This is a genomic window from Ramlibacter sp. AN1133, assembly GCF_037890035.1.
In the GTDB taxonomy this organism is placed as follows: Bacteria; Pseudomonadota; Gammaproteobacteria; order Burkholderiales; family Burkholderiaceae_C; genus Ramlibacter.
Map to the genome: position 1 here is coordinate 388,625 of NZ_JBBKTQ010000002.1, position 14,095 is coordinate 402,719.

Below are 14,095 nucleotides of genomic sequence, written 5' to 3' on the forward strand. Positions count from 1 at the left end.
GATTCGCATCAAGACGCGACACATCCACATTGGCGCTACCCGGCCCCCCGGGCCTACAGTGGATGCGGCCAAAGGAAAGAAAGAGAACATGGCTGCCACTCAGGAAACCCGGCGCGACGAACAGGTCGCCGCCGTCCTCGCCCTGGCCACCGCGCGCCAGGCCGCTCCCGCCGCCGGCACGCTCGACGGCTTCGCCCATGAATACTTCCAGCAGGTCGACGTGGAGGACCTGGAGGAGCGCACCCCCGAAGACCTGCTCGGCGCCCTGCTGTCGCACTGGCAGTTCGGCGCGCAGCGCCAGCCGGGGGTGCCGAAGGTCCGGGTGCTCAGTCCCTCCCCCGGCGAGGACGGATGGGGCTCGCGCCACACCGTGGTGGAGATCGTCAACGACGACATGCCCTTCCTGGTGGACTCGGTCTCGATGGAGATCAAGCGCCAGGGCCTCACCCTGCACCTGCTGGTGCACCCGGTGTACGCCGTGCAGCGCGACGCGAAGGGCCTGCTGCAATCGATCGCGCCCCGTGCCGGCGCGCCCGAGCTGCCGCGCGAATCGTGGATGTACATCGAGGTGGACCGGCTGGTGGACGCGCAGCAGCGCGCGGCCCTGTGCCAGGGCATCGAACGCGTGCTGGCGGACGTGCGTGCCGCGGTCGCCGACTGGAAGCCGATGCTGGCGCGCCTGCGCGAGGCCAGCGGCGAGCTCGCCAGGCCCGTGCCCGGCGTGAACCCCGAGGAGGCGGCGGAAAGCCGCGCCTTCCTCGACTGGCTGGCCGACGATCACTTCACGCTCCTGGGCTACCGGCAGCACGACCTGGTGGAGGAGGGCGGCAGCCTGGCCCTCAGGCTCGTGGCCGGCAGCGCGCTGGGCATGCTGCGCGAGAGCGCTGGCGCCGAACCTTCGGCCAGCTTCGCGGCCCTGCCGCCGGCGGCCCGCGCGCTCGCGCGCACGCCCTCGCCGGTGCTGGTGGTCACGAAGGCCAACACCCGCTCCACCGTCCACCGCGACGGCTACACCGATTACCTGGGCGTCAAGCGCTTCGACGCCCAGGGGCGGGTGATCGGCGAGCACCGCTTCATCGGCCTGTTCACCGCCACCATGTATTCCGCCCGCGTGACGGAAACGCCGCTGCTGCGCCGCAAGGTGGAAGCGGTGGCGCAGCGCGCCGGCTTCGCGCCGGCCGGCCACCTGGCCAAGGCGCTGCAGCACACGCTGCAGATCTTCCCGCGCGACGACCTGTTCCAGATCGCCGAGGGCGAGCTGTACGACATCGTGCTGGGCATCCTCGGCGTGGGCGAGCGGCACCGGCTGCGCCTGTTCATCTGGAAGGACCCGTTCGACCGCTTCGTCTCCTGCCTGGTCTACGTGCCGCGCGAGGCCTTCTCGACGCAGCTGCGCCTGAAGTTTCAGAAGATCCTGCTGAAGGAACTCAACGGCACCCACGTCGATTTCGACGTGCTGCTCTCGGGCATGCAGCTCGCGCGCATCCACTTCAACGTGCGCATCGCGCCCAATCCCGTCCCGCCCTTCGACCGCAAGGAGCTGGAACGCAAGCTCGCCGCCGCGGCGCGCCGCTGGGAAGACGAGCTGCGCGAGGCACTGGTGGAAAGCGAGGGCGAGGCGGTGGGCCTGGCGCTGGAGCGGCGCTGGGCCGGTGCCTTCCCGGTGGCGTACCGCGAGCACGTGCCGGGCCGCGCCGCGGTACACGACATCCGCAAGATCTCCGCGCTCACGCCCGAGGCGCCGTTCGCGCTGGCGCTGTACTGGCCGCTGGGCGCCGCGGAGGGGCGGCTGGGCCTGAAGGTGTACCGCCTGGGCGCGCCGGTGATCCTGTCGGACAGCCTGCCGATGCTGGAGCACATGGGCGTGCGCGTGCTGGCGGAAGACAACCACCGCATCCAGGACGGCGAGCACACGCAGCCGGTGTGGCTGCACGATTTCGCGCTGCAGGCGCAGCCCAACGCGGAGATCGACCCGCAGGCGCTGGCGCGACTGTTCGAGGACGCGTTCGCGCGGGTGTTCCGCGGCGAAGTCGAGAACGACGACTTCAACCGGCTGGTGCTGCTGGCGGCGCTGTCCGCCGAGGAAGTCGTGGTGCTGCGCGCCTATGCCAAGTACCTCAAGCAGGTCGGCTTCGCGCAGTCGCAGGCGACGATCGCGGCGACGCTCGCCGCGCATCCGCGCATCGCCCGCATGCTGGTGTCGCTGTTCCGCCTGCGCTTCGACCCGGTGGGCCACGACGAGCAGGGCGCCGCCTCGCAGGTCAACGCGCTGAACCAGGCGCTGGACAAGGTCAGCAACCTGTCGGAAGACCGCGTGCTGCGGCAGTTGCTGGCGCTGATCCAGGCCACGCTGCGCACCAACTACTGGCGCACGGGGGTGGGCGCGAGCGGCGCGCCCGGGCCGCGTCGCCCGTTCCTGAGCCTCAAGCTCGATTCGCGCAAGGTGCCCGGCCTGCCCGAGCCGCGGCCGCTGTACGAGATCTGGGTCTACTCCCCGCGCTTCGAGGGCATCCACCTGCGCGGCGGCAAGGTCGCGCGCGGCGGGCTGCGCTGGTCCGACCGGCCGGACGACTTCCGCACCGAGGTGCTGGGGCTGGTGAAGGCCCAGATGGTGAAGAACACCGTGATCGTGCCGGTGGGCTCCAAGGGCGGCTTCGTGCTGAAGAAGGCGCCGCCTTCGAGCGACCGCGAGGCCTTCATGAAGGAAGGCGTGGCCTGCTACCAGGACTACCTGCGCGGCCTGCTGGACCTCACCGACAACCTGGTCGCCGGCAAGGCGGTGCCGCCGCCGCAGGTGCTGCGCATCGACGGCGACGATCCCTACCTCGTGGTCGCGGCCGACAAGGGCACGGCCACCTTCTCCGACTACGCCAACGCGATCAGCATCGAGTACGGCCACTGGCTGGGCGACGCCTTCGCCTCCGGCGGCAGCCAGGGCTACGACCACAAGGAGATGGGCATCACGGCGCGCGGCGCCTGGGAAAGCGTCAAGCGCCATTTCCGCGAGCTGGGGCTGGACACGCAGTCCACCGACTTCACGGTGATCGGCGTCGGCGACATGTCGGGCGACGTGTTCGGCAACGGCATGCTGCTGTCCAAGCACATCCGGCTGCTGGCGGCCTTCGACCACCGGCACATCTTCATCGACCCCGAGCCGGATCCACAGGCTTCGTTCGCCGAGCGCGAGCGCCTGTTCCAGCTGCCGCGCTCCTCCTGGGCCGACTACGACGCCAAATTGATCTCGCAGGGCGGCGGCATCTGGGCGCGCTCCGAGAAGTCGGTGGCGATCTCGCCGCAGGCGCGGCGCGTGCTCGCCATCGAAGCGGAGTCGCTCACGCCGGCCGAACTCATCACCGCGATCCTCAAGGCTCCGGTGGACCTGTTCTACAACGGCGGCATCGGCACCTACGTGAAGGCCTCGTCGGAGACGCATGCCGACGTGGGCGACCGCGCCAACGACGCCGTGCGCATCAACGGCAGCGAACTGCGCTGCCGCGTCGTGGCCGAAGGCGGCAACCTGGGCTTCACCCAGCGCGGGCGCATCGAGGCCGCGCTGAACGGCGTCAAGCTCAATACCGACGCCATCGACAACTCCGCCGGCGTCGACACCTCCGACCACGAGGTGAACATCAAGATCCTGCTGGGGATCGCGCAGGGCGACGGCGAACTGACGGAAAAGCAGCGCAACACCCTGCTGCCGCAGATGACGGAGCAGGTTGCCGCGCTGGTGCTGCGCGACAACTACTTCCAGACGCAGGCGCTGTCCATCGGCGGGCGCCTCGCGCCGCGCCAGCTCGACGAGCAGGCGCGCTTCATCCGCTTCCTGGAGAAGAAGGGCGAACTGAACCGCGCCATCGAGTTCCTTCCCAGTGAGGAGGAGATCGCGGACCGCAAGGCGCGGGGCATCGGCCTCACCAGCCCCGAGCGTGCGGTGCTGCTCGCGTACAGCAAGATGTGGCTGAACGACGAACTGATCGCCTCCGACCTGCCGGAAGACCCGTGGATCGCCACCGCGCTGGAGCGCTACTTCCCCACGCAGCTGAAGGAGAAATTCGCCGACGTCATTCCGCGCCACCCGCTGCGGCGCGAGATCATCGCCACCCACGTCCTGAACAGCATGGTGAACCGCGTCGGCCCGACCTTCGTGCACCGGCTGGGCGAGATCACCGGCGCGACGCCGCCGCAGGTGGTGCGGGCCTACCTCGCCAGCCGCGAGGTCTTCGGGCTGGTGCCCCTGTGGCAGCAGATCGAGGCGCTGGACGCTGCGGTTCCGGACGAAACGCAGGCCGACATGGTGGTCACGCTGCGCGGCCTGGTCGCGCGCGCGAGCACCTGGTTCCTGCGCTCGCGGCGCCTGTTCGAGCCCACCCAGCAGCAGGTGGCGCGCTTCGCGCCGGCGGTGCAGGCCCTGCGCGCGCACATGGAAGCAAGCGCGCCGGAGTCCCCGCGCGCCGGGCGGTGGATCGCGGCCGGCGTGCCGCGCGCACTCGCGGTGCAGGTCGACGGCGCCGAGGCGCTCTTCAACGCGCTGGACATCGCCGAGATCGCGGAGGCGAGCAAGAAGCCGCTGGAGCTCACCGCGCAGGTGCACGCCGGCGTCGGCGAGCGGCTGGGCCTGGCGCGCATGCAGCAGCAGATCGAGCAGCTGCCGGCCGACAGCTTCTGGCACAGCCTGGCCAAGATCGCGCTTAGCGACGACCTCACGGACCTGCAGCGCTCGATCGCGCAGCAGGCGGTGCTGCACCAGGACGGCGACGCGCGCTCCGTGCTCGATCGCTGGGAACAGGGCAACCGCCAGGCGCTGGAGCGGGCGCAGCGGCTGCTGCAGGAGCTCAAGGACACGGGCACCGGCGACCTCGCGATGCTCTCGGTCGCCCTGCGGGAGCTGCGCAACCTGGTCTGAACCGCCGCATGCAGCCCTCCACGCTCGTCGCGCTGGCCGCGCTCACGGGCATCGCCACCCTGCTGGTGCTGATGGCGCTGCGCTCGGCGCCGCGCGCGCCGGACCAGCACGCGCTGCTCGCGCATGCCAAGACCAACGCGCTGATGCTCCTGGGCATGATGGGCTTCGCGCTGGTCATGAGCCTGTCGCTGCCGCCCAGCCTGTTCGCCGACGGCCTGCGCACCACCAGCGAGGCCGCCATCGTCGGCGGGCTGGCGGACTGGTTCGCCGTGTCCGCCCTGTTCCGGCCGCTGCCGGTGCCCATCATCGGGCGCGACACCGACGTGATCGCGCGCAAGAAGGACGAGATCGGCGACCAGCTCGCCCAGTTCGTGCAGGACAAGTTCCTCGACGCCGATTCGCTCGCGGCCCTGATGCGGCGGCACGACCTGGCCGCGGGGCTGGGCCACTGGCTCGTGCAGGAGGAGAACACGCGGCGCCTGGGCGGCTTCCTCGTCAAGTGCGTGGCCGGCTCGCTGCACCTGGTGGAGGCGGAGCGGGTGCAGCAGCTCCTGAAGGACGCCGCGCGCACCCTGCTGGCCAAGGCGGACCTCTCGCGCTCGGCCGGCGAGGTGCTGGACACGCTCACCGCCGACGGCCGCCACCAGCAGCTGCTGGACCAGCTGATCGCGCGCCTGCTGCAGCTGCTGGCTGCCGCGGGCACGCGCGAGCTCATCGCGGACAAGATCGTCGAGTGGCTGAAGACCGAGCACTACAAGAAGCAGCTCGTGCTGCCCACCGAGTGGCTGGGCGACAAGGGCAGCGAGCTGTTCGCGCGCCAGCTCGGTCGCTACCTCGACGAGGTGCGCACGGATCCCCGCCACAGCCTGCGCGTCGCCTTCGACGGCTACGTGGCGCAACTGATCGCGCGCCTGAAGACCGATCCGGTGATGCACGAGAAGGCGCAGGAGATCAAGGCCTACCTGCTGAACGACGATGACCTGGGCCACTATGCCTCGCAGCTGTGGCGCACCATCTCCGACTGGCTCCACCGCAACGTGGAAAGCGAGGATTCGCCGCTGCACCGCAACCTCGTCGCGGCGGGCGGCTGGCTGGGGCGGGAGCTGGCGGCGGACCCGGAGCTGCGCCGCACGCTGAACGAGCAGCTCGAGGCGGCGGCGCGCAGCGCGGCGCCGGATTTCTCGGCCTACCTCACGACCCACATCCGCGACACGGTGCGGCAGTGGGACGCGCGCGAGATGGCCTCGCAGATCGAGCTGAGCATCGGGCCGCAGCTGCAGAAGATCCGCGTCAACGGCACGCTGGTGGGCGGCGCGATCGGGCTCGTGCTGTTCGCGGCCGGCGAGACGGTGCGGCGGCTGTCCTCCTGAGCGCGCCCTACCGGAACGTCGCCGCGGCGTAGGGCGTGGTGTCTGCGCGGCAGCTCGCCGGCAAGGCGTTGCGCACTGCCGCCACGTCCGAGCCGCACACCCACCGGTGGATCCGGCTGCCCAGGTCGGCCGCGGCCGACATGGGCGTGATGCCGTCGAACTTCACCGGCACGAGGTGCAGGTACTGCCCGCTGATGCCGCCATCCAGGTTGGCCAGGGCCACCCGCACGGCGCCGTCGGCCGAAGTCTGCACGGCGCCGACGTAGTGCGAAGTCGCAGCGGCGGATTCGCAGCCCCAGCCGCCCGCGGGCGGCGCCGACACCATCGCCACGTAGCCCTCGGTGATGCTGATCTTGCACTGCGAGGCGGCGAGCAGCACCTCGGAGATCTTCGCCCTGCGCGTGTAGTTGCCGTACTGCCCGAGCGCCACCGAGGCCAGGATGCCGATGATCGCGACCGTGATCATCAGCTCGATCAGGGTGAAGCCCGCCTGGCGCGGCCGCCGTGTGGATGCCATGGAACGTCTCCCGGTACTACCGCGCCTGTGAAGCCACGGATGGGCCTGCGCTGTGCATCGCAGTCTGGAACCGCCCCGCTTGCGCCGTGTTGCGCCTGTTTCACTTCAGCGCGTCAGCCGCCGCCTACAAGTGCGGGCGCGTGGCTCAGCCTTTGACGCACACCACCTGCTTGAGGGTGTGCACCACCTCCACCAGGTCCTGCTGCGCCTGCATCACCTGGTCGATGTCCTTGTAGGCGGCGGGCGTCTCGTCGATCACGTCCTTGTCCTTGCGGCACTCCACGCCGGCGGTGGCGCGGCGGTGGTCCTCGAGCGTGAAGCGGCGCTTCGCGTCGCCGCGGCTCATGGTGCGGCCGGCGCCGTGCGAGCAGGACTCGAAGCTTTCCGGGTTGCCCTTGCCGCGCACGATGTAGCTGCGCGCGCCCATGCTGCCGGGGATGATCCCCAGCTCGCCCTTCCTCGCGCTCACGGCACCCTTGCGCGTGACGTACACGTCGTGGCCGAAGTGGGTTTCCTTCTGCACGTAGTTGTGGTGGCAGTTCACCGCCTCGACGTGGGCCTGGAAGTTCCTGCGGATCACCGTCTTCGCCGCCTCGATCACGCGCCGCATCATCACCTCGCGATTGAGGCGCGCGAACTTCTGGGCCCAGCCGACCGCGCGGACGTAGTCGCCGAAGTAGCGCGAGCCTTCCTCGAAGTAGGCGAGGTCGCGGTCCGGCAGATGCACGTTGTTGCGCATGGCGTCCTGCTTCGCCAGCTCGATGAACAGGGTGCCGATCGCGTTGCCGACGCCGCGCGAGCCCGAATGCAGCATGAACCACACGAAGCCCTCCTCGTCGAGGCAGACCTCGATGAAGTGGTTGCCGCCGCCCAGCGTGCCCAGGTGCTTGTGGTGGTTGGTCTTTTCCAGCTTCGGGTAGTCGCGGCACAGCGCGGTGAACTCGGGCTCGAGCTGCGCCCAGGCAGTGTCCACCGCGCCGGGTGTCTTCTGCCAGGCGCCGGGGTCGCGGGCGCCCGGGGTGCGGCCGTGCGGCACCGCGCGTTCGATCGCGGCGCGCAGCGGCGCCAGGTTGTCGGGCAGGTCCTGCGCCGAAAGGGTGGTCTTGCAGGCGATCATCCCGCAGCCGATGTCCACGCCGACCGCGGCCGGGATGATGGCGCGGAAGGTGGGGATGACGGAGCCCACCGTGGCGCCGATGCCGAAGTGCACGTCGGGCATGGCGGCGATGTGCCTGAAGACGATCGGCAGGCGGGCGGCGTTCCGGAGCTGGCGCTTCGCCTCGTCTTCCACCGGCACGCCACGAGTCCACATCTTCACCGGCACGCCTCCGGGGGTGTCTTCCTCGAGATAGTTCGCTGGTTCTTGCATGGGGCGGAGTAGGACCCGCTGCAGCGCGGGAAGTTCAGTGGGGCGCGTCCCCGCGGGTATCATGCGGCGCAGCACAGCCGTGAAGGGAACGCCATGGGCCTGATGGACTTCATCAAGAAGCAGTTCATCGACGTCATCCAGTGGACGGAGGACGCCGACGGCGTGCTGGCCTGGCGCTTCCCCATGGAAGGCCTGGAGATCCAGAACGGCGGCTCGCTCACCGTGCGCGAATCGCAGATGGCGGTGTTCGTCAACGAGGGCCGCATCGCGGACGTCTTCGGCCCCGGCCGCTACACGCTCACCACGCAGACGCTGCCTGTCCTCACCTACCTGAACAACTGGGACAAGCTGTTCCAGTCGCCCTTCAAGAGCGACGTCTACTTCTTCAGCACGCGCCAGCAGGTGGACCAGCGCTGGGGCACGCCGCAGCCGATCTCGATCCGCGACAAGGATTTCGGCGCGGTGCGGCTGCGCGCCTTCGGCAACTACAGCTACACCGTCGCCGATCCGCGCGTGTTCCACACCGCGATCTCGGGCACGCGCGAGCGCTACACCGTCGACGACCTCGACGGCCAGCTGCGCGGCCTGATCCTGCAGCACATCTCCGACGCGATCGCGCAAAGCGGCGTGCCCTTCCTCGACCTCGCCTCCAACCAGGTCGAGTTCGCGCAGGCGCTGCGCAAGGAGCTGGGCCCGGCCTTCGAAGCCATCGGCCTGCGCCTGGACGGCATGACCGTGCAGAACGTCTCGCTGCCCGAGGAACTGCAGAAGATCCTCGACCAGCGCATCGGCATGGGCATGGTCGGCAACGACATGGGCCGGTTCGTGCAGTACCAGACGGGCCAGGCGATCCCGGAGATGGCCAAGGCGGCGGGCCAGGGCGGCGGCGTGGCGGGCGATGCGATGGGCCTGGGCGCCGGCATCGCCATGGGCCAGGTGCTCGCGCAGAACCTGCAAAAGGGCATGCAGCCGCCGGCGGAACCCGCCCCCGGCGCTCCGGCCGCCGTGGTTCGGCCCGAAGACGTGATGGCGACGCTGGAAAAGCTGGACGAACTCAAGGCCAAGGGCATCCTGACCCAGGAAGAGTTCGACGCCAAGAAGACCGAACTGCTGAAGAAGCTCGCCTGAGGCCTTGACCTCCGAGCGCACCTACACCGCTCCCTGCCCCGGCTGCGGCGCCGCTGTCGAATTCCGCAGCGCGCAGTCGACGCACGCGGTCTGCAGCTTCTGCCGCAGCACGGTGGTGCGCGACGGCGCCACGCTCGCGCGCATCGGCAAGGTCGCCGAACGCTTCGAGGACTTCAGCCCCCTGCAACTGCTGGCGCGCGGCCGCTGGCAGGGGCGGGCGTTCACGCTGGTCGGGCGGCTGCAATACCGCGGGCCGGGCGGGGCCTGGACCGAATGGAACTGCCTGTTCGAGGACGACGGCTCCGGCGCCTGGCTGGCCGAAGACAACGGCGGCTTCGTGTTCGCCCTGCCCGCGTCCACGCAACGCGAGCTGCCGCCGTCGGAGCGCTTTCGCGTCGGCGCCACCACCGCCGTCAACGGCAAGTCCTACCAGGTCACCTCCAGCGAGCAGGTCGCGCTGGTCGCGGCGGAGGGCGAGCTGCCCAAGCTGCCGCCGCTGGACGCGCCCTTCGCGATGGTGGAGCTGCGCAGCCCCGACAACGAGGTGCTGTCGGTGGACTACGGATCGCAGCCGCCGGCGCTCAGCCGCGGCCGCCCCGCGACCATCGACGAACTGCAGTTCACCGGCCTCAAGCAGGACAGCGCCCGGGCCACGCAGGGCCGCCAGTTCGCCTGCCCGCACTGCGGCGCGCCGGTGCAGGTGCAGTTCGGCGATTCGAAGGCGATCACCTGCGGCGCCTGCGATGCCCTCATCGACCTGACGCAGGGTGTCGGCGGCGAGCTGCGCCACGCGCTGCAGGACGAACCGGTGCAGCCGCTGATCCCCCTGGGCAGCACGGGACAGCTGCAGGGCGTGCAGTGGCAGGTGGTCGGCTTCCAGCACCGCCTGGGCACCGAACCCGAGGACCCGGACGAGCACTTCGGCTGGAACGAGTACCTGCTGTACAACCGCAAGCGCGGCTTCGCCTTCCTGGTGGACGCGAGCGACGGCTGGAGCATGGTCAAGACCGCCACCGGCGCCCCCAAGCTCGCGCGCGACCTGCAGCGCGCCTCCTACCTCGGCACCGATTACAGGCAGCAGTACGCGTACAAGGCGCAGACCACCTATGTCGCCGGCGAGTTCTACTGGCCGGTGGAGCGCGGCCAGCTCACCTTCAACCGCGACTATGCGTTCGGCACCTCGGTGCTCTCGATGGAGGAGACGCCGCGCGAGCGCACCTGGTCGGTCGGCTCGCGCATCGACAGCGACGCGGTCGCGAGCGCCTTCGGCCTGACGGCGAAGAAGGACCTGCTGCAGCGCGGCGACGCCGGCCCGCTCACGCCCAGGGGCGGCGGCATGGGCTGCGGCTGCGGCACGCTGCTGCTGCTCTTGCTGCTGATCCTCGTGCTGGTGATCATGCTCAAGGCCTGCGAGGACGGCGGGGGCGGCGGCAGCGGCTACCGCTCCGGCGGCAGCTTCGGCGGCGTCTCGGGCGGGGCGCACAAGTGACGGATTTCTCTGGAGAACGACATGGATCTTGAGTGGCTGAAACCCGGTGCCTTCTTCGGCTCCATCCTGTACGCGCTGATCGGCGTGGCGGTCTTCTGGCTCAGCTTCCTCGTGATCGACAGGCTCACGCCGTACAAGCTGTGGGAGGAGATCGTGGAGAAGCAGAACATGGCGCTGGCTGTCGTGGTCGGCGCGATGGCGCTGGGCGTCTCGATCATCGTCGCCGCGGCCGTGCACGGGTGAGGCGATGAAACAGCAAGGGCCGCGGCCGCTGGAGGTCGCGCTGCTCGCCTCGGTGTTCGTGGTGGCGGCCTGCGGGCTCGTGTACGAGCTCGCCGCCGGCGCGCTCGCCTCCTACGTGCTGGGCGACTCGGTGCTGCAGTTCTCCACCGTGATCGGCACCTATCTGTTCGCGATGGGGCTCGGCTCCTGGCTCTCGCGCTTCTTCGAGCGCCAGCTGCCGGCGCACTTCCTGCGCATCGAGCTGCTGGTGGCGCTGGTGGGCGGCGGCCTGCCCGCGCTGCTGTTCCTCGCCCATGCCTGGCAGCCGGACGCCTTCCGCGGCCTGCTGTACGGACTGGTGCTGCTGGTGGGCATGCTGGTGGGGCTGGAGATCCCGCTGGTGATGCGCATCCTCAAGCGCAACGTGGCGCTGCGCGAACTGGTCTCGCAGGTCCTGACCTTCGACTACCTGGGCGCGCTGGCGGTGTCGATCGCGTTCCCGCTGGTGCTGGTGCCGCAGCTGGGGCTGATCCGCACCGGCCTGCTGTTCGGCCTGATGAACGCCGGCGTGGCGTTCTGGGCGCTGTGGCTGTTCCGGCACGAACTGCGGCGGCGGGCCGCGCATGCGCTGGCCTGCGTGCTCACCGTGGGCGCGCTCGGTGCGGCCTTCGCGGGCTCGCAGCAGATCACCTCGCTGGCGGAGGACCGCTTCTACCAGGACAAGATCATCCTGGCCGAGAGTTCGCCGTGGCAGCGCATCGTGGTCACGCAGGGGCGTGCCGGCGTGCGCCTGTTCCTCAACGGCAACCTGCAGTTCGCGCAATCCGACGAGTACCGCTACCACGAGGCGCTGGTGCATCCCGCGATGGCCGCGCACGGTGCGCCGCGCAAGGTGGCGGTGCTGGGCGGCGGCGACGGGCTCGCGGTGCGCGAGCTGCTGCGCTACCCCGCGGTGGAAAGCATCACGCTGGTCGACCTGGACCCGAACATCACCCGCCTGTTCGCGCAGGATCCCGCGCTGGTGCAGCTCAATGGCGGCTCGCTGCGCTCGCCCAAGGTGCGGGTGGTGAACACCGATGCCTTCCAGTGGCTGCAGCAGGTCGACGACGTGTTCGACGTGATCGTGGTGGACTTCCCCGACCCGACGAACTTCTCGATCGGCAAGCTGTACACCAACGCCTTCTATGCCCTGCTGGAACAGCGCCTGGCGGCCAGCGGCTACGCGGTGGTGCAGACCACCTCGCCGCTGGTGGCGCGCCAGAGCTTCTGGACGGTGGTGGCCACCATCGAGTCGGTGGGCCTGCAGGCCTTCCCCTACCACGCGAACGTGCCCAGCTTCGGCGAGTGGGGCTACATCCTGGCCAGCCGCCGCCCCTGGCGCGCGCCCGAGGCGCTGCCGCCCGGCCTGCGCTTCCTCACCGTCCAGGGCGTGCCGGCCCTGTTCGATTTCCCCGCCGACATGGCGCGGGTGCCGGGCGAAGTGAACCGGCTGTCCAACCAGGTGCTGGTGACCACCTACGAGCGCGAATGGGGCAAGGTCCATCCCTGATCACGCGCCGGGCGGCGCTGCTCGCCGGTGCGGCCACGCTGGCCGGCTGCGAGCGGCCGCGCGAGGTCGCGGGCGGCTTCGCGGCCGGCGGACCCGCGCGCGGTCACCTGCTGCGGGATGCGCGCGAGTGGCCCGCACCGGCCGTGTCGCGCCGCACGGAGGTCGTGATCGCGGGCGCCGGCATCGCGGGCCTGGCCGCCGCGCGGGCCCTGCGCGAGCGCCGCATCGAGGACTTCGCGGTGCTGGAGCTGGAAGACACGGCGGGCGGCAACAGCCGCGGAGGGGCGCTGGCCGGCATCGCGTGCCCGCTGGGCGCGCACTACCTGCCCGTGCCCTCGGACGCCGCCCGCGAAGTGCAGGAGCTGCTGGAGGAGATGGGCCTGCGCCGGCGCATCCACGGCCGCTGGCAGTACGACGAGCGCATGCTGTGCCACGCGCCGCAGGAGCGGCTGTACGTGGAAGGCGGCTGGCAGGAAGGCCTGCTGCCGGTGGCGGGCATCGGCGCGACCACGCGCGCGCAGTACCTGCGCTTCGGCGAGGAGGTCGAGGCCCTGCGGCGCAGCGGCGTGTTCCGCATTCCCCTGCGCGCGCCGCGGCAGCTCGCGCCCTGGGACGGCGAGACCTTCGCCGCCTGGCTGGACGCGCGGGGCCTGCGCGACGCGCGGCTGCGCTGGTACCTCGATTACTGCTGCCGCGACGACTACGGCGCGGGCCTGGCCACGGTGTCGGCCGCGGCAGGCCTGCACTACTTCGCCGCGCGCCACGGCTTTCGCGCGCCGGACGCGGGCGAGCCGGCGGAGGCCGAGGGCGTGCTGACGTGGCCTGAGGGCAATGCCTTCCTGGCGCGCGCGCTCGCCGCGCCGCTGCAGGAGCGCCTGCGCGGTGGCCGGGTGGTGCTGCGCATCGCGGAGCACGCCCATGGTGTCGACGTCGATGCATGGGACGTGCACAACGAGCGGGTCGAGCGCTGGCAGGCGGCCCGCTGCATCGTCGCCCTGCCGGTCTTCGTGGCCGCGCGCGTGATCGAGAACGCGCCGCAGCCGGTGGTGGAACGCGCGCGGGCGCTGCGGCAGGCGCCCTGGGTGGTCGCCAACCTGCACCTGGACCTGCCGCCCGCGGCCACCGAAGGCGCACCGCTGTCATGGGACAACGTGGTCTACGGCTCCGACAGCCTGGGCTACGTGGTGGCTACCCACCAGGACCTGAATCCGGCGCCCGGGCCGACGGTGCTGACCTGGTACTGCGCGCCCGGCGAGGCGGCGCGCGCGCAGGTCCTGCAGCAGCCGTGGACGCACTGGCGTGACCGCGTCGTGCAGGAGCTCTCGGTGCCGCATCGCGACCTCGCGCGGCATCTCACGCGCATCGAGGTGACGCGCTACGGTCATGGCATGCCGATTCCGGCGCCGGGCGTGCTCTCGCGCCTGCCGGGTCCGCCCGCCACCGCGCGGCTGCGGTTCGCGCACAGCGACTGGGCCGGCTATTCGATCTTCGAGGAGGCGTTCACGCTGGGGCACCGGGCCGGAGGCGGTGCTTAGGCGTCGCAGTACC

General features: G+C 70.7%; 9 protein-coding genes. 7 read left to right on the plus strand and 2 right to left on the minus strand.

The window, feature by feature from the left end:
* Positions 1 to 88: 88 nt before the first annotated feature.
* On the plus strand, positions 89 to 4,903 hold the full coding sequence (locus WG923_RS04315) for an NAD-glutamate dehydrogenase (RefSeq protein ID WP_340349702.1): 4,815 nt from the start codon (positions 89 to 91) through the stop codon (positions 4,901 to 4,903).
* Between the two features lie 8 nt (positions 4,904 to 4,911).
* The gene (locus WG923_RS04320; RefSeq protein ID WP_340349703.1) at positions 4,912 to 6,273 is read left to right on the plus strand and encodes a DUF445 domain-containing protein; all 1,362 of its coding nucleotides are present in this window, start codon (positions 4,912 to 4,914) and stop codon (positions 6,271 to 6,273) included.
* Positions 6,274 to 6,280: 7 nt separating this feature from the next.
* Here WG923_RS04320 and WG923_RS04325 read toward each other — a convergent pair whose 3' ends face one another.
* Complete coding sequence (locus WG923_RS04325; protein WP_340349704.1) at positions 6,281 to 6,790, minus strand: pilin; 510 nt, start codon at positions 6,788 to 6,790, stop codon at positions 6,281 to 6,283.
* Positions 6,791 to 6,935: 145 nt separating this feature from the next.
* Positions 6,936 to 8,159, minus strand: coding sequence for an RtcB family protein (locus tag WG923_RS04330; protein WP_340349705.1), 1,224 nt, complete (start codon positions 8,157 to 8,159; stop codon positions 6,936 to 6,938).
* A 93-nt stretch (positions 8,160 to 8,252) separates the two neighbouring features.
* On the opposite strand from WG923_RS04330, the gene WG923_RS04335 reads away from it, so the two are divergent.
* The 5 genes from WG923_RS04335 to WG923_RS04355 are packed head-to-tail and all read left to right on the plus strand — an operon-like array spanning position 8,253 to position 14,082.
* Positions 8,253 to 9,287 carry an SPFH domain-containing protein gene (locus tag WG923_RS04335; RefSeq protein WP_340349706.1) on the plus strand — a complete coding sequence of 345 codons (1,035 nt, stop codon included), beginning with the start codon at positions 8,253 to 8,255 and terminating at the stop codon, positions 9,285 to 9,287.
* A gap of 4 nt (positions 9,288 to 9,291) precedes the next feature.
* Positions 9,292 to 10,776 carry a DUF4178 domain-containing protein gene (locus tag WG923_RS04340; protein WP_340349707.1) on the plus strand — a complete coding sequence of 495 codons (1,485 nt, stop codon included), beginning with the start codon at positions 9,292 to 9,294 and terminating at the stop codon, positions 10,774 to 10,776.
* 21 nt (positions 10,777 to 10,797) lie between these two features.
* Positions 10,798 to 11,019 (plus strand): DUF350 domain-containing protein, encoded by a 222-nt coding sequence (locus WG923_RS04345; protein ID WP_340349708.1) that lies wholly within the window; start codon positions 10,798 to 10,800, stop codon positions 11,017 to 11,019.
* A 4-nt stretch (positions 11,020 to 11,023) separates the two neighbouring features.
* Positions 11,024 to 12,547, plus strand: a complete 1,524-nt coding sequence (locus WG923_RS04350; RefSeq protein WP_340349709.1) for a polyamine aminopropyltransferase — start codon at positions 11,024 to 11,026, stop codon at positions 12,545 to 12,547.
* Positions 12,526 to 14,082, plus strand: a complete 1,557-nt coding sequence (locus WG923_RS04355) for an NAD(P)-binding protein (RefSeq protein ID WP_340349710.1) — start codon at positions 12,526 to 12,528, stop codon at positions 14,080 to 14,082. The genes WG923_RS04350 and WG923_RS04355 overlap by 22 nt, the downstream gene beginning before the upstream one ends.
* Positions 14,083 to 14,095 lie beyond the last annotated feature (13 nt).